20 protein-coding genes are annotated in these 14,132 nt (G+C 70.1%); 4 read left to right on the top strand and 16 right to left on the bottom strand.

The genetic code is table 11. The annotated features are described in order from the left end of the window. Positions 1-42 precede the first annotated feature (42 nt). The 4 genes from ACGFNU_RS46270 to ACGFNU_RS46255 are packed head-to-tail and all read right to left on the bottom strand — an operon-like array spanning position 43 to position 2,730. Positions 43-342 carry a hypothetical protein gene (locus ACGFNU_RS46270; RefSeq protein WP_392603078.1) on the bottom strand — a complete coding sequence of 100 codons (300 nt, stop codon included), beginning with the start codon at positions 340-342 and terminating at the stop codon, positions 43-45. A 6-nt stretch (positions 343-348) separates the two neighbouring features. Continuing rightward, positions 349-1,050, bottom strand: coding sequence for a hypothetical protein (locus ACGFNU_RS46265; protein ID WP_392603077.1), 702 nt, complete (start codon positions 1,048-1,050; stop codon positions 349-351). Continuing rightward, positions 1,051-2,358, bottom strand: coding sequence for a hypothetical protein (locus ACGFNU_RS46260; protein ID WP_392603076.1), 1,308 nt, complete (start codon positions 2,356-2,358; stop codon positions 1,051-1,053). A 54-nt stretch (positions 2,359-2,412) separates the two neighbouring features. After that, positions 2,413-2,730 carry a hypothetical protein gene (locus ACGFNU_RS46255; protein ID WP_392603075.1) on the bottom strand — a complete coding sequence of 106 codons (318 nt, stop codon included), beginning with the start codon at positions 2,728-2,730 and terminating at the stop codon, positions 2,413-2,415. Positions 2,731-2,981: 251 nt separating this feature from the next. Between ACGFNU_RS46255 and ACGFNU_RS46250 the strand changes: the two genes are divergently transcribed. Further along, a complete protein-coding gene (locus ACGFNU_RS46250) occupies positions 2,982-4,133 on the top strand; it encodes a S8 family serine peptidase (protein WP_392603074.1) in 1,152 nt (383 codons plus the stop codon). A gap of 38 nt (positions 4,134-4,171) precedes the next feature. Here ACGFNU_RS46250 and ACGFNU_RS46245 read toward each other — a convergent pair whose 3' ends face one another. From ACGFNU_RS46245 to ACGFNU_RS46230, 4 genes are all read right to left on the bottom strand, one after another. Next, positions 4,172-4,798, bottom strand: coding sequence for a hypothetical protein (locus tag ACGFNU_RS46245; RefSeq protein ID WP_392603073.1), 627 nt, complete (start codon positions 4,796-4,798; stop codon positions 4,172-4,174). Continuing rightward, positions 4,799-6,097 (bottom strand): hypothetical protein, encoded by a 1,299-nt coding sequence (locus tag ACGFNU_RS46240; protein ID WP_392603072.1) that lies wholly within the window; start codon positions 6,095-6,097, stop codon positions 4,799-4,801. Positions 6,098-6,109: 12 nt separating this feature from the next. Then, positions 6,110-6,403: a hypothetical protein gene (locus tag ACGFNU_RS46235; protein ID WP_392603071.1), complete on the bottom strand. Its 294-nt coding sequence runs from the start codon at positions 6,401-6,403 to the stop codon at positions 6,110-6,112. Between the two features lie 70 nt (positions 6,404-6,473). After that, on the bottom strand, positions 6,474-6,824 hold the full coding sequence (locus ACGFNU_RS46230) for a hypothetical protein (RefSeq protein WP_392603070.1): 351 nt from the start codon (positions 6,822-6,824) through the stop codon (positions 6,474-6,476). Positions 6,825-6,981: 157 nt separating this feature from the next. On the opposite strand from ACGFNU_RS46230, the gene ACGFNU_RS46225 reads away from it, so the two are divergent. From ACGFNU_RS46225 to ACGFNU_RS46215, 3 genes are read left to right on the top strand one after another with little or no spacing between them, the layout of a single operon-like run. After that, positions 6,982-7,608, top strand: a complete 627-nt coding sequence (locus tag ACGFNU_RS46225; RefSeq protein ID WP_392603069.1) for a hypothetical protein — start codon at positions 6,982-6,984, stop codon at positions 7,606-7,608. After that, a complete protein-coding gene (locus ACGFNU_RS46220; RefSeq protein ID WP_392603068.1) occupies positions 7,605-8,210 on the top strand; it encodes a hypothetical protein in 606 nt (201 codons plus the stop codon). Before ACGFNU_RS46225 ends, ACGFNU_RS46220 begins: the two co-directional genes overlap by 4 nt. Next, entirely contained in the window at positions 8,207-8,956 is a 750-nt protein-coding gene (locus ACGFNU_RS46215; RefSeq protein WP_392603067.1) for a hypothetical protein, read from the top strand. Before ACGFNU_RS46220 ends, ACGFNU_RS46215 begins: the two co-directional genes overlap by 4 nt. Here the strand turns inward: ACGFNU_RS46215 and ACGFNU_RS46210 are convergent. The 8 genes from ACGFNU_RS46210 to ACGFNU_RS46175 form a co-directional block, all read right to left on the bottom strand. Beyond that, positions 8,838-10,160, bottom strand: a complete 1,323-nt coding sequence (locus ACGFNU_RS46210; RefSeq protein WP_392603066.1) for a hypothetical protein — start codon at positions 10,158-10,160, stop codon at positions 8,838-8,840. The genes ACGFNU_RS46215 and ACGFNU_RS46210 overlap by 119 nt on opposite strands. Before the next feature lie 136 nt (positions 10,161-10,296). Then, a complete protein-coding gene (locus tag ACGFNU_RS46205; RefSeq protein WP_358398584.1) occupies positions 10,297-10,605 on the bottom strand; it encodes a DUF1416 domain-containing protein in 309 nt (102 codons plus the stop codon). A gap of 97 nt (positions 10,606-10,702) precedes the next feature. Further along, positions 10,703-11,542: a sulfurtransferase gene (locus tag ACGFNU_RS46200; RefSeq protein WP_392603065.1), complete on the bottom strand. Its 840-nt coding sequence runs from the start codon at positions 11,540-11,542 to the stop codon at positions 10,703-10,705. Next, entirely contained in the window at positions 11,539-11,976 is a 438-nt protein-coding gene (locus tag ACGFNU_RS46195) for a DUF4395 domain-containing protein (protein WP_392603064.1), read from the bottom strand. Before ACGFNU_RS46195 ends, ACGFNU_RS46200 begins: the two co-directional genes overlap by 4 nt. Before the next feature lie 110 nt (positions 11,977-12,086). Next, a complete protein-coding gene (locus tag ACGFNU_RS46190; protein WP_360610734.1) occupies positions 12,087-12,152 on the bottom strand; it encodes a putative leader peptide in 66 nt (21 codons plus the stop codon). 116 nt (positions 12,153-12,268) lie between these two features. Beyond that, entirely contained in the window at positions 12,269-12,733 is a 465-nt protein-coding gene (locus ACGFNU_RS46185; protein WP_392603063.1) for a thioredoxin family protein, read from the bottom strand. Positions 12,734-12,861: 128 nt separating this feature from the next. Continuing rightward, on the bottom strand, positions 12,862-13,593 hold the full coding sequence (locus ACGFNU_RS46180) for an anti-sigma factor family protein (protein WP_392603062.1): 732 nt from the start codon (positions 13,591-13,593) through the stop codon (positions 12,862-12,864). Continuing rightward, a complete protein-coding gene (locus ACGFNU_RS46175) occupies positions 13,590-14,075 on the bottom strand; it encodes a sigma-70 family RNA polymerase sigma factor (RefSeq protein WP_392603310.1) in 486 nt (161 codons plus the stop codon). Before ACGFNU_RS46175 ends, ACGFNU_RS46180 begins: the two co-directional genes overlap by 4 nt. Positions 14,076-14,132: the final 57 nt, after the last annotated feature.

The raw sequence follows: 14,132 nt of genomic DNA, 5'->3' as shown, positions 1-14,132 counted from the left end.
TCGCGCTAGAAGGCGCGGCCCGCCCCAGAGGAACTGCCTGCCTTAGAGGAGCTTGCCTGCCACTGCCGCGATGCCGAGGAGCAGGAGGACGCCGAAGAAGGCGGCGAGGCCGATGAACTTCCGGTTCAGCTTGCCCTGGGCCTGCTCATACGCCGCCTGCGTCTCCGGTGCGAGGCCCGGGACGTCGACACGGCCTCGCATGACGTCCAGCGGATCGACCCGCTGGACGGGCCGGCCCGCTTGCGCGGCGGCCCGCTCGGCACGTTGCTGTACCTGCTGGTCGTACTGCGCGTGGACGTTGTCGTCGAAGCCGGGGTAGGGCTCCTGCGGTGGGTTGCCCATCTGCGGCTACTCCGAGCTTCGCAACAGGTCGAGGGCGATGGGAGCGGCGAGGATCAGGGTGCGGAGCGGCTCGGGGAGCTGGTAGTTGAGCTCCAGCTCGTACCTGTCCTTGTTCGACCAGGTCGGCTGGTGGCTGTCGAGACGGGCCAGCGCCGTCCTGTTCCTGTCGTAGAACGTGCAGAAGCGGCCGCCCAAGGGGCGTTCCAGGTCTTCGTAGCGGAACCTGCTGACCCGCGCGGTCCCGTACTGCAGTTCCTCCCACACGACGTCGCAGACGAGCTCACCAGCGGCGTCGAAGACCCGGTGCGACTCGGTGACCGCTCCGCCGCCCCCGGCCAGCGGGCCGCGCACGCCCTCGAGAAAGCTCTCCGCGGTCGACTGGAGATTGAACTCGAACCGGCCGATGAGCTGGCCGTCCGGTGCCACGACGGCGCACGGCGGCCCCTGCAGGTCGGTCGGATCGCTGGAGGCCTCCGCCCGGTCGGCGAAGAACAGCGGAGTGCCGTCCGGGCGGTCGACCCGGACGACCGCGCGGCCCATGGCCTGCGGGCCTTCGAAGTTGCGGCGCAGCCAGCTCTTCTTGGGCTGCTCGCCCATCACCCGCGTGCCGTGGCCCAGCGGGCCGCCGTCCGGATCGGTGATGACGTAGCTGTTCTCGTCCTTCGGCTGATCGACCAGCAGGACGGGCGAAGCATAGATGTCGCCCATTTACCGGACCTCCCAGGGCGGCTGCAGGTCGCCGTTGGCCTCGTTGACGTTCCAGCCCTGGCCGGTCACCTCGCCGGAGCCCTGGGCGACCTGGGCGCCGCCGGGAGCGTACTGGCCGTTGGCCTTGCCGCCCCACTCGCCGGTGTCGGCGTTGACGTTGCCCTCGACGCCGCCCTTGACGCTGCCGGTGGGGTCCTCGACGGTGACGCCGCCCTTGACCTTGTCGTGGCCCTTGTCGTCGTGCTCATAGCCGACGTTGCCGCCGACGCCCGCCTTGTTCTGGCCCTCGGCCTCGACGTTCCACTGCGGCTTGCCGTCCTGGTCCTGCTCGTAGCCGCCCTTGACGCCGCCGGAGTTGCCCAGCGGGCCCTCGTACTTGTACTCGCCGCCGACGCCCCAGGCCTCGCCGTCACCCTTCTTGCCGTTGACGCCGACCTCGTGGGTGCCGCCGGCACCGGTCTCGATGGTCGCGCCGGCGCCGACGTTCCAGGTCTTGTCGAAGCCGCGGTCGGCGTCGAAGTCGACCTCCTGCAGCGGGACGCCCTTCGGCGGCTTGACCTTGCTGCCCGGGATGGTCGCCGCGTCCTGGTAGCGGTTGACGAACGACAGGCCCGCGTTGGCGACGTTCTGGGCGAGGTTCGCCGCGGCGCCCGCCGCACCGGTCGCCTGCGCCTGCATGAAGTCGTCGAGGGCCTGGTCGTTGCCGCGGCCCTTCTCGGTGACGGCGGTGAGCAGCGCGCCGCCGGCGAGGATCGCGGCGACGATCTGCCCGCACATGGCGAGGATCGCGGTGGCGACGTGGGTGATGGTGAGGCAGGTCGCGGCCGTGGCCTGCATGCCCGCGATGGCCGGGGAGCCGACGACCGAGGCGGCCGCCGCGATCACCGCGACCGCGAGGCCCGCCAGGAACGTTCCCATGGCGATCGCGAAGATGGCGTAGGTGAAGAGCGCGTAGGCCACCGTGGTCAGCGCGACGCCGACGGCCTGGCAGTAGGCCTCCAGCGCCTCCAGCTGGGAGCAGAACTCCTGGATCTTCGCCTCGTACTGCGGCCGGGCGGTGTCGGTCCAGGCCTGCGCCGGGATGCCCTGCACGTTCTGCGGCAGCTCGGAGATCAGCTTCTGGATCGCCGCCGAGGCGTCGCGCCAGGCCTGGCCCGCGACGTCCAGCGCCGGCGCGTCACCGGTGGAAATCTTGAACTCGAACGTCACCAGCGCGGCGGGCGGCAGCACGAACGCCGCCGTCCCGGCCTCGGTGGTGGCCGTGTCCATCATGGTCTCGACGGCTCCGAGCGCTCTCCCGGCTCCCATGCTTCAGTCTCCTCCGTACGTGGCGGGTCGTTTCGAGGACGTGCGGGGGTCGGGTCAGACGACCTTGCTGCCGTCTTCGGCGCCCTGGTAGTTCTTCGCCGTCGTCTCGATGTTGCCGGCGTAGTCGCCGAGCATCTCGATGTGGGTCTTGAGGTCCTCGAAGAGGAACTGGACGGCGCCCGGGTAGGTCACCGAGGCCATCGTGCAGGTGACGCTGAACGCGCCGCCCTCGAGGTTGAACACCCCGTCCTTGCTCATGTCCTCGCCGATCTTCTCCAGCGCGGGGACGAAGGTCTCCTTCAGGTCCTTGCCGTGCTGCGCGATCCGCTGCGAGTCGATCTGTAGTTCGCCGCCCACCCCTGTGCCTCTCACTCGGCGCCTGCCCGAGGTCAACCGCACACGAGTCGCGGAAGATCACTCCGAACGTTCGAGGCAGCTTATGACATGAGCGTGCGATGTTCATGAGAGTGATCGAATGTTCACGCACCGCCCGAATGTGCTGCTTCTGGACCCTCCGCCCCGGATCACGGCGCCGGATCCCTTAGAGTTTCTGGGATCGACAGGTTCGGATGTGGAGGCGGGGCATGAGGTGGACGGCGGTCACGGCCGTGGCCATGTGTCTTATGTCACAGCTCGCGATGCCCTCGGCGGCGGAGGCGGCGGCCCCCGAACGGTGCGACCCTGAGCGCGGCAACTATCCGAAGGATCAGATCAGCCAGGCGCCCTGGCCCCAGCAGACGCTGCCCCTCGACCAGACCCACGAGCACGCCACCGGGCGCGGCGTCCGGATCGCGGTGATCGACAGTGGCTCCGACGCCAGGAACCCCCAGCTGAAGTTCGCGCCCACCATCGACGTCACCAGGACGGGCAAGACCGACTGCGTCGGCCACGGCACCGAGGTCGCGGCCATCATCGGCGCCAGGAAGGGCCACAGCCTCTTCGTCGGCGTCGCCCCCGACGCCACGATCATCCCGATCAAGTACGCGGCGAGCGCGACCAAGAACGACGACGGCCTGCTCGTCAAGGGCGTCCGGGCCGCGATCGGCGCCCGCGCCGACGTCATCAACATCTCCTCGGAGACCCACGGCGACAATCCGCAACTGCGGGCCGTCATCAGGGAGGCGCTGTCCCGCGGCATCGTGGTCGTCGCCGCGGCGGGCAACATCGACCCGGAACGCAAGGGCCGCCCGACCCCCGCCTTCCCGGCGCAGTATCCCGGCGTGATCTCCGTCGGCGCGTTCGGCCACGACGGCCAGGTGACCCAGTTCTCGAACGCGCAGACCCGCGTCTCGGTCATCGCCCCCGGCAAGGACATCCTCACGATCGCGCCGGACGGCGGCTACATCGTCAAGGGTGAGGGGACGAGCTTCGCCGCCCCGTTCGTCGCCGGGGTCGCGGCCCTCGTCAAGCAGGCCCATCCCAAGCTGACCGGCCCGCAGATCAAGAAGCGCATCGAGGCGACCGCCCTGGGCAACAAGGGCCCGGGCAGCGGCGCCGGGCAGATCAACCCCCTGACGGCCGTCACCGCGGTCGTCGACCTCAACGCGCCCCTCGCCCCGGTCTCCGAGCCGGGCTCGCTGACGCTGCCCAGGCGCGAGAAGGTCGACCCGGTCACCCGCAACGTCGCCCTCGGCATCGGCGCGGGCGGCCTCGCCCTGGCGGGGCTCGTGGTGGCCGCCGGCATGGTGATCCCCGCGGGCCGCCGCCGCGGCTGGAAGCCCGGCCAGGTCACGTTCTCCGACGAAGACGCCACCCCCACGCGCCGCGTCCGCTGACCCGCCAGGCGTTCGCCAGGCCGTGCACTCCGCCGGCGTCAGGTGCGGATCAGGTCGAAGGCCAGCGGGGTGGCGATGACCAGCGTCCTCAGGGGTTCGGGGAGCCGGTGGTGAAGATGCAGGGTGTACTGGTCCTTGAAAGCGGCCTCGCGGATGTCGACGCGGGCTATCCGCTGGCCGTTCGGGGCGCTGAACGCGCCGCCGACAGCCACCCAGCGACGGTGTTCCGAGGCGCCTTCCACGCGCATGTCCCAGTTGACCGTGGCCAGCGGGCGGTCGTGAGCGTCCATCAAGTGGTGCGTCTGAGCAGGGCCTGCCTGAGCGAGGACGGCGTGGACGGCGGCGCGGAACCCGGCGCCCGGGGCGGCCTGCGGACGGGCCTCGACGAGCCTGCCGATGAGGGTCGTGTCGGGAGCCACGATCGCCACCGGCGCGGCGTCCTGGCGATCGACGTAGAAGAGCGGCGCTCCGTCCAGGCCGGAGACCTGGACGACGACCCGGGCACCCTGAAGGCCCGAGCCGAACAGGCTGAGCGGGCCCTTACGCGGCTTGGGCCCGGCCACCTGCGTGGCCCGGCCCAGCGGCGTCCCGCCGTCGCTGATCTGGTAGTCGAGCCGCGATGACAGCTGCTCGATCCGCACCGTCGGCGAGGTGAAGATGTCCATCTACTTTTCCCACGGCGGCTTGTCGTCCTGGTCGTCGATGGTGCCGAACGGGGTGTCGACCTTGCCGCTGTTGTAGCTGTGTCCTTGGCCGTCGTACTGGTGCGACCCGGTCACCCTGCCGACGTCGCCGCCGTTGACCGTGCCGCCGACGTTGCCCTCGATCTTGCCCTTGCCGGTCTCGAAGTCGTGCGAACCGCTGATCCCGCCGCTGATCCCGCCGGTGGGAAGGGGCACGCTGTAGCTGGAGCCGGGGTTCGACGGGTTGGTCTTGAACGAGCCGGGGGTCTCGATGCCCCCGTTGGCGCCGTACTTGACGCTGCCGTCCTTGCCCTTGCCGATGCCGTCCTCGTCGGTGTACTCGACGTTCCCGCCCACCGTCGCGCCGCTGGCACTGTGCTTGCCCTTGTACGACAGGTCACCGCCGGCGAAGCCCTCATCGCCGTACTTCACGTGACCGCCGACCGTGTGGTCGACACCGCCGGCGGAGAACGTGGCGCCGCCGCCGACGTTCCAGGTCTGGTTGGCGTTGCGGTCGGCGTCGAAGTCGACCGCCTTGAGCGGCGAGGAGCTGGCACCGGGTGCGGGCGCCCGCGCGCCGGCCAGGTTGAGGCCCGCGTTGACCGCGTTCTGCGCCAGGTTGGCGGCAGCGGCGGCGGCTCCGACCGCTTGCGCCTGCTTGTAGTCGGCCATGGCCTGGTCGTTGCCGTGGGCCGCGGAGCCGACCGCGGCGAGCAGCGCGCCGCCCTGGAAGACGATGGCGGCCAGTTGCGCCATGAACGCCTGGATGCCGGTCGCCACGATCGTGATGGTCAGGCACGTCGCCGCGATGGCCTCGCAGGTGGCGGTGACGGGGGCGGTGATGATCCCGGCGAGCGCCGCGGCGGCGACGGCGGCGAGCGCGGCGAGGAACGTCCCCATCGCGACCGCGAAGATCGCGTAGACCATCATCGCCCACGCGTAGACCTCCAGCGCGATGCCGACGGCCTGCACGAAGGTGCCCAGGATCTCCAGCTGCGCGAGGAACTCCTGGACCTTCTTCTCGTAGGCCACCCTGTCGTCGGCGGTCCAGTCGAGGGGGGTGATGCTCGACACCGACTGCTGGAGCTCGGTCGCGGTCTTCTCGATGGCCTTGACCGTGTCGTCCCAGGCCGTGGACGCCAGCTCCAGGTTGACCGGATTGCCCTGGCTCGACTTGAACTGGAAGTTGATCATCACGGCCGGCGGCAGGATGAACATGGCCAGCCCGCATTCGAGCTGCGCGGTGCCCATCAGCGTGTTGTAGGAGTTGAACGCGCCCATGACCCCGTCCCCTCAGACCTTGCTGCTCTGCTCGGACGCGGCGTAGTTCCGCGCGGTCGTGTCGATCTTCTTCGCCATGTCGGTGAGCATCTCCAGATGCGTCTTCAGGTCCTCGAAGGCGAACTGCAGGGCGCCGGGATACGCCACCGACGCCAGCGTCCCGGTGATGCTGAAGTCGCCGCCCTCGACCGTGCCGCCGGCGTTGAGCTTGTCCAGCCCGCCCTTCAGGGTCGTGGACACGGTCTCCTGGAGGTCCTTGCCGTGCTTGGCGATGCGCTCGGGATTGACCTGGATCTGGTTGCCCATGTTCCCGCTTTCGGCTTCGTCGTCAGGGGGTTGGTCGTCAGGGGAGCTCGATCGCCGGAGGAGCTCGTCGTCAGAGGGGCTGGAGGCAGACGACCCTGAATCTCTTGGAGTCGTCGCCGAGCTGGGTGTACTTGTCCGACCACGCGATGACGGTCGCTCCCGGAAAGTCCGCGCAGAAGGTCGTGGCGGCCCCGCCGGACACCGGGTCGCCGTTGCCGGGAGGTCGCTGCCCGACGTTGCGCTTGCCGAGGACCCGCCATTTCGCCTTGTCGTCGCCGCAGTCGACGACGACCGTCTTCGTGTCGGCGCAGGCGCCCGCCAGCGCGTCCACCGCGTAATTGACGTCGCTGGGCCCTTGGCCGCCACAACCCGACAGCACGCCCACGAGCGTTATGGCCGCCACATGTGAACGCTTCGTCATCCCACTCCCGGCGAAGCTCCGCGGGTGTCAAAGTGAACCGGTTGGATAGCAGTGATTCGAGCACAATTCTGACGCTCGAGCGCCGGATCTCGTGCCACGTTCCCCCAAAGTTCCCGCGATGACCACAATCGGCCCGCAGGCGTTAGCATCTGGCGACATGCAGCCCACTTCTCCGGTTGCGCCGCTCCCCCCGGCCTCTCAGCAGGCCGACGGGCCGACGGGGCGGCGCTTTCTGGTGCCCGCGGCCGTGGCCGGCGTCATCGCCGTCCTGCTGCCGGTGGTGTGGCTGACCGGAGGGCTGGACCGGACGCCGCAGCAGCCGAGGCGGGCACCCGGCCAATCCGTGGACGCGGGCAAGTTCACCGTCACGGTGCTCGATGCGCGCGTCCGGACGGCTAGGACGATCTTCGACAAGAAGCCGGAGCGGTACGTCGTGGTGCGCACGCGCGTCGTCAACAACGACAAGGAGAGCGCGTCGCTGGGGCCGGGCGGGTTCCGGGACGGCATCGCGGCCCGCACCAAGGCCGGCACGTGGGTCCCGCCGGACGACACCGACGGGACCATGGCCGGCATCAAGGTCAGCGCCATCGAGCCGGGCCTGCCGGTCGAGGCCACGGCGATGTGGCGGATGGGCCCGGCGGACGCCCCCAAGCAGTTCACGGTGGGCGTGCTCGGCTGGGAGTACGGCCACGGCTTCAACGACAAGTCCTACCGGTGGCGCGTGACCGACAGGACGGGCGGCCGGCTCGCGGGCCTCCTCACCCTTCCGGTGGTGGGGCCATGAGGGCACAGATCCTGCTGGTCCGGGGCGGCGCCGGTGTGATCGGCTGCGCGCTGCTCGCGGCCGCCATGTGGTTCTACTCGCTCAAGCCCGAGGTCGAGGCGGAGGTGCTCGACCCGATCCGTTCCGCGGGCGAGGTCGGCAAGGTGATCACCAACAGTGAATTCAAGCTCCGGGTCGACCGGGTGGTGGTGGCCGGCTCGCTGAAGCAGGGCCCGACGGGCAGCACCCAGCCGCCGGTCCGCACCGACGGCGTCTTCGTCGTCGTGTCGGGCCGCGCGATGGCCCAGAAGAAGCCGGTGAGCCTCGGCACGGCGGTCCTGGAGACCCCGGACGGCTACTCGTACAAGAAGACCCAGCGCTTCAGCGTCTACGGCGGCCTCGGCCCCTCGGACTTCGCGCCGCTTCTCTGGGGCAAGTTCCTCTTCTACTTCGAGATTCCGAAGGACCGCCTGGCCGGGGCCCGGGTCGTGATCAGCCAGAGCAGCCTGTTCGTCGCTCCCAACGCCGCCACCGAGGTCGACCTCGGGATCGGCAAGACCCGGGCGCAGGAGATGATCCGCGGCGCCGCCCAGAACTACGACCTTTCCGGGGTGCGCCCATGAGCGCGCAGCCTCCCTGGCCGCCCGGCCCACCGCCCGGCAGGCATCGCCAGGCCCCGCACCCGGGAAACGCGCCCCGGCAACCACCGCAACCTCAGCCTCAAGGCGCTTCCCAGGGGCAGCCGGGTCAGCAGAGGGCATTTCAAGGTGGCACGCGAGCCGAGCGGGACCCCTACGAAGAGACGCGGCCCGACCCCCGGCAGGGCGAGAACGAGAGCGAGCAGGAGACGCCGCCGCGGCGGGAGTGGCTGCGGAGCGGGGAGCGGCGGTTCATCGAGGTGATCGCGCTGGTCTGCTTGGCCTCGCTGCTCCTCGGCTTCCACTGGGTGGAGTCGCACGACGAGGTCCGCAAGGTGTTCGAGCCTCCCGAGAAGGTGACCTCCGTGGCTCGCGGGGCCCCGGGCGTGCTGGCCGGCATCGAGTGGCGCGTGACGGGCCGCACGGTCGATCCGCCCCTCACCGGTGCCGACCCCGAGGTGGCCCAGCTGCGGCTGACGCTGGCGGCGCGGCCGCTGGACGCCGCCGGGGCGAAGGCGATCAAGGGCTACGGGATCGGCTACCGGGTCCGTGACTCCGAGGGACACTGGTGGGACGCGTCGGGCCTGCCGCGCGCGAGCACGCCGAACCAGATCACCGTCCGGGCGACGGTGCCCCGCTCCAAGGCGGACTCGGTGACGCTGGAGATCCTGGCGCCGCGGGAGCCTGAGAAGCGGGGGGCGCCCCGGCCTTCGCTGCGGTTTGCACCATGACCCTGGTCACGACGAGGTTGAACGCGGCGGCCAGCAGGCAGATCCGCAGCGCCTCGAACACCATCCCGGTGCCGAAGCCGACGAACGGCAGGCTGACCGCCCACCAGGACGCGTCGTGCGGGCCCATCAGCTCGTAGATCTGCCGCCGGGTCATGACCTCGCCCACGTCCAGCCCCGTGAACAGGGCGGCGAACGTCGCGAACGGGACGAGGCCGGACCGCCGGACCAGCCGGAGCCCGTACCAGGCGGGCAGCCACATCTCGCGGAAGCCGCGGGTGACGAGCTCGCGGAAGCCCTCGGCGCGTGAGCCGCCGGTGCGGGCCAGGCCGCTGGCCCGCGCCAGCCGCCGGGCCGTCCGGCTCTGGCCGAGCACGACCTCCTCGTCGGTGGCGTCCAGGCCCAGGATCACACCGGCGATCACAAGCCAGATCAGGCCGCCCAGCACCGCGTGCTTGAACGACGGCCACAGCGCCAGGACGTCGCCGGCGACCTCGGTGATCCAGCGCCAGACCTCGCGCTGGGTGATCCAGTCGCCGATCTCGCCGCGCACGTGCTCGATGGTGAACAGCGCCGCCAGCGCGAAGTTGATCTCGATGAACGCCAGCAGCAGGCCGGACACCCGCCGCAGCCGGTCCCGCAGCAGCCACTCGCCGAGGATCTTGAGCACGATGAAGCCGATCGTGAGCCCGATCGCCAGCTTCATGTGCTCGCCCACCTCGATGGCGAGCCCGAGGGCCTCGGTGGCGCCCTGGATGCCGCCCTCGGCGATCCCGCGGCTCACCGCGGCGTCGGCGAACTCGACGGCGTCGTCGCGCATCATGCCCCACGCGAGGTAGAAGATCACGAACGGCAGGACGGCCCGGTTGAGGGCGTCGATCGCCGATTCGTCGTTGCCCACCGCCCACGGGGTCAGATCGCCGTCGGCCTCGCGGGCGTGCACCACGTCCAGGCCCTCGCGCACGCAGTGGACCATCGCCACGGTGATGGCGAGGCTGATCATCACGAGCACGCCGATGGTCAGGAGCGGTGTGACCGTCGCGATGACGCCCTTGCCCTGCCCTGCCTTGTATCCGCCGTACATCGCCCCGTAGCGCAGCAGCTCACCGACGGTGAACCACAGGGCGAGCGGCAGCGCGAAGCGTGCCGCGAGCTTGAGCGTGGCCCACGGCAGGACGAGCGGAGAGCGCGCCGACAGTTCGAACATCCCGGAAATGCTATCGACCAGCGCCGACAAGGGGACGAACAACCACGAACACGACGAACCCCGCCGCCCGCGGAACGCGGGTGACGGGGTTCGTCGTGTTCGGCTGGACGGCCTGGCGGCCGTGACCGGCCTCAGCTCAGATCGCGACCTCGAGGGCGGCGACCTCGCCGACCTTGGCGGTGACGGCATTGTCCACGCTCACGCCGCCGGCGGCGAGCACGCGGACGGTCCAGTCGCCATCGGCGGCGAAGAACCGGAACACGCCCTCGTCGCCGGTGACGACCTCGGCGGTGAACTCACCGGTCGAGTCGAGCAGCCGGGCGTAGGCGCTGGACACCGGGGCACCGTCACGGGTGACCGTGCCCTGGATGACGGCTTCGTTGTTCAGGTCGACGGTCGCCGGAAGATGCGCCGTCTGCGCGGGCGCTGCGCAGCCCTGAGTCATTTCTCCTCCTTCTCCGCCACGAGGCGGGATTCGACTCCGCTGAGGGACGGAAAGCCTTGCTCGGCCACTGCTTACTTGGCCTCGCCGAGCTCTCTGCTTACTTGGCCTCGCCGAGCTCGATCGGGACGCCGACGAGCGAGCCGTACTCGGTCCACGAGCCGTCGTAGTTCTTCACGTCCTCGAGCCCGAGCAGCTCGCGCAGCGCGAACCAGGTGTGCGACGACCGCTCGCCGATGCGGCAGTAGGCGATGGTCGAGTTGTTGAGGTCGACGCCGGCCGCGGTGTAGAGCTCGCGGAGCTCCTCGTCGGACTTGAACGTGCCGTCGTCGTTGGCCGCCTTGGACCACGGGATGCTGCGCGCGGTCGGCACGTGGCCGGCCCGCTGCGCCTGCTCCTGCGGCAGGTGGGCGGGGGCGAGCAGCTTGCCGCTGAACTCGTCGGGGGAACGCACGTCGATGAGGTTCTGGGTGCCGATGGCGTCGACGACCTCGTCGCGGAAGGCCCGGATGGTGAGGTCCTGGTCCTTGGCCTTGTAGTCGGTGGCCGGCCGGGTCGGCACGTCGGTGACCAGCTCGCGGGAGTCGAGCTCCCACTTCTTGCGGCCGCCGTCGAGGAGCTGGACCTTCTCGTGGCCGTAGAGCTTGAAGTACCAGTACGCGTACGCGGCGAACCAGTTGTTGTTGCCGCCGTACAGGATGACCAGGTCGTCGTTGGCGATGCCCTTGGCGGACAGCAGCTGCTCGAACCCGGTCTTGTCGACGAAGTCGCGGCGGACCGGGTCCTGCAGCTCGGTCTTCCAGTCGATCTTCACGGCGCCACGGATGTGGCCCTTGTCGTACGCGGACACGTCCTCGTCGACCTCGACGAGAACAAGGCCGGGGGCGTCCAGGTTGGACTCCACCCACTCGGCGTCCACCAGAACGTCGGCGCGGCTCATACGGGAACCTCCCAGTCGGAATGCTTCTTCGGTGAAATACGGCGGATCAGCAGATAAATCTCGCAGCCGAGGCAGAACCCGAACGCCGCGTTCAGGAATGCCGCCCCCAGCGCGAAGGCGGTGGCACCGATGCCGAGCCATTCGATCCCCATGGCGTAACCGGCCGTTCCCACCAGGGCGAAGACCAGCCCGACGCCCTGGGCGAACCGGGGCGGGGCGGCGTCCTCGTAGTCCCCGGGCGGGGCGAGACGGGGCCGGATCAGCAGTTTGAAGACCATCCCGTACGGGGCGTACCGCAGACCGAAGAGGCTGCCGAGTGCGAACACCAGCGCCTGGCAGGCCAGCAGTATCCAGCTCCCCTGCACCAGGACGGCGATGAGGACGATGGTCGTGACGGCCGCGGCGAAGCGCTGCCCTCTCGGGTCGACCTGCATCGGGATGCTCCTGTGCGGAGAAGAGTGCGTACGAGCAGAGATCAGCCGATTGCTCAGAGGGGCCGGAACGGCCTGGGCGAAGCCCTCGGGAAAAAGACGGGCTCGATGCCTCAGGCCATGCGACAGAGCGAAGCGGCCAGGCGGCAGAAGTCGACCGCGCGGCGCTTCGTGAGCATCTGCTCTGTCCAGTAACGCACGGGTCGATGGTAAGCCGACTTTTGCCGGGCTGTCACATCTGTCTCGGCTTTCGAGACACCGGACGCGCTCTTCGCGCAGGTCAACGGGCCGCCGCTCACGAGGTGATCGTCTCGCCCAGAGCGGCGATGACATCGGCCTTGCGGGGCTGTCCAGCGGCTCGCCGGACGATCGTTCCGGCCCCGTCGAGCACGAGCACGGTTGGGGTGCGGATCACATTCAGCCGGCGCACGAGGTCGAGGTGATGCTCGGCGTCGATCTCGACATGTGAGACACCGTCCACCATGTCGGCCACTTCGCCCAGGACGCGCCGTGTCGCGCGGCAGGGGGCGCAGAACGCGCTGGAGAACTGCACGAGGGTGGCGCGGGCGCCGAGCTCCGCACCGCCGAGATCGGCGGCTTCGAGCCGCTCGTCCGCCCCGTTCACGCCACGCGCTCCAGCCTTCTCCGAACCCGCCTTGCCCGCCTTCTGCCGGCGCAGCACGCCGTCACGGCGCCGCCGGACGACCCCGAACACCGTGGCCGCCGCCAGTACCGCGATCGCGACGAGTGCACCCTCCATCGTCAGTGAAAGTACCCTGCGCGACGAAAGATTCCCGGCCGGCCCTCATCCGAGCACGGCCTTCACACGAAAACGACCCTCACGCGGGAACGGCCTTCACGCGAGCATGCCCTTACGCGAGCATGCCCTCACGCGGGAATCGTCAGGAGCGGCTGGCCTTCGACGGTGACGACTTCGAACGAGAACAGCTGGTCACGCTGGAACATCGTGGAACCGTGGTACTCGCCATAACCCCTGGAGTACGGGACGTACCAGCTGCCGAGCATGTCCCGGCGGCCGTCCTTGGCGACGGCGTACAGGCGGCAGCTCGCCCCCTTCGGAACCCCGCGCAGGTAGATCTCCACTGCGGTGCCCCAGCGCTTCTTGAGCAACATCAGATGCGCTTCGAGCGTCCGGTCCGGCGACTTGGCGCTGATCTCCTCGGCCTTCGCGGGCTTGGTGGGCGGGGGCGGCGTCGGCGTGACCGTCCGGATGGCGACGGGACGCTCCCCGTCGTCCAGCCCGCCGGCGATCCGCACACCGGCCAGCGCGCCGATCGCCAGCAGCACCGCCGCGGCGACCGCGAGCGGCGCCCAGAGCCGCGCCCCGCCGCCGAACGACCGTTTCCACGAGCTCTTACGCTCCGCCGCGGCACGCGCGAGCAGGCTGTCGAGGAGCTCCTCCGGAGGCCCGGCGACTTGGGCGATCTGCGACTCGGTCACCCGGCCGAGCAGTGCCGGCAGCCCGGCCAGCCCGGCCAGCTCGTCGCGGCAGGACGGGCACGCCTCCAGATGGGTCTCCAGCTGGTTGCGCTCGGCCGGATCGATCGCGCCGAGAACGTACACCCCGAGCGAGCCTCGCAGCTCCCCGCACCCGGTCATGGTGCCAACCCCCGCTCCTCCAAGGCGAGTTTGAGCGCCCGCAGCGCGTAGTAGGTGCGGGACTTGACCGTGCCGGGAGGGATCCCGAGCGTCTTGGCCGTCTCCGCCACCGAACGGCCCCGATAGTAGGTCTCCACCAGCACCGCGCGATGCGGCGGGCTGAGATCGGCGAGCGCCTCGGCGACCGTCCACGACTCCAGCGCCCGGTCGATGTCGTCCACCCCGGCGGTCTGCGTGACCTGGTCGTCGATGCCGGTCTCGGGCGGCCGTGCCCGGCGCGCCCGGTGCGCGTCGACCACGAGGTTGCGGGCCACCGTGAACAGCCACGGCCGCACCGGACGCCCGGCGAGCGCCTCGGGATGCCGCCAGGCGCGCAGCAGCGTCTCCTGCACGACGTCCTCGGCCTGCGGTTTGTCTCCCCCGGTCAGCCTCAGGACATAACCGAGAAGAGGACCCCCGTGCTCGCTGTAGAGGGCGCGCAGCAATCCCTCGTCCGCAGTTGGACCCACATCATCAGACACGTACGCCGATCCCGCCGG

Source organism: Spirillospora sp. NPDC048911, from assembly GCF_043198015.1.
In the GTDB taxonomy this organism is placed as follows: domain Bacteria; phylum Actinomycetota; class Actinomycetes; order Streptosporangiales; family Streptosporangiaceae; genus Spirillospora.
Note: the sequence above shows the minus strand (reverse complement) of the source record. Positions and strands in the feature narration are given on the sequence as shown.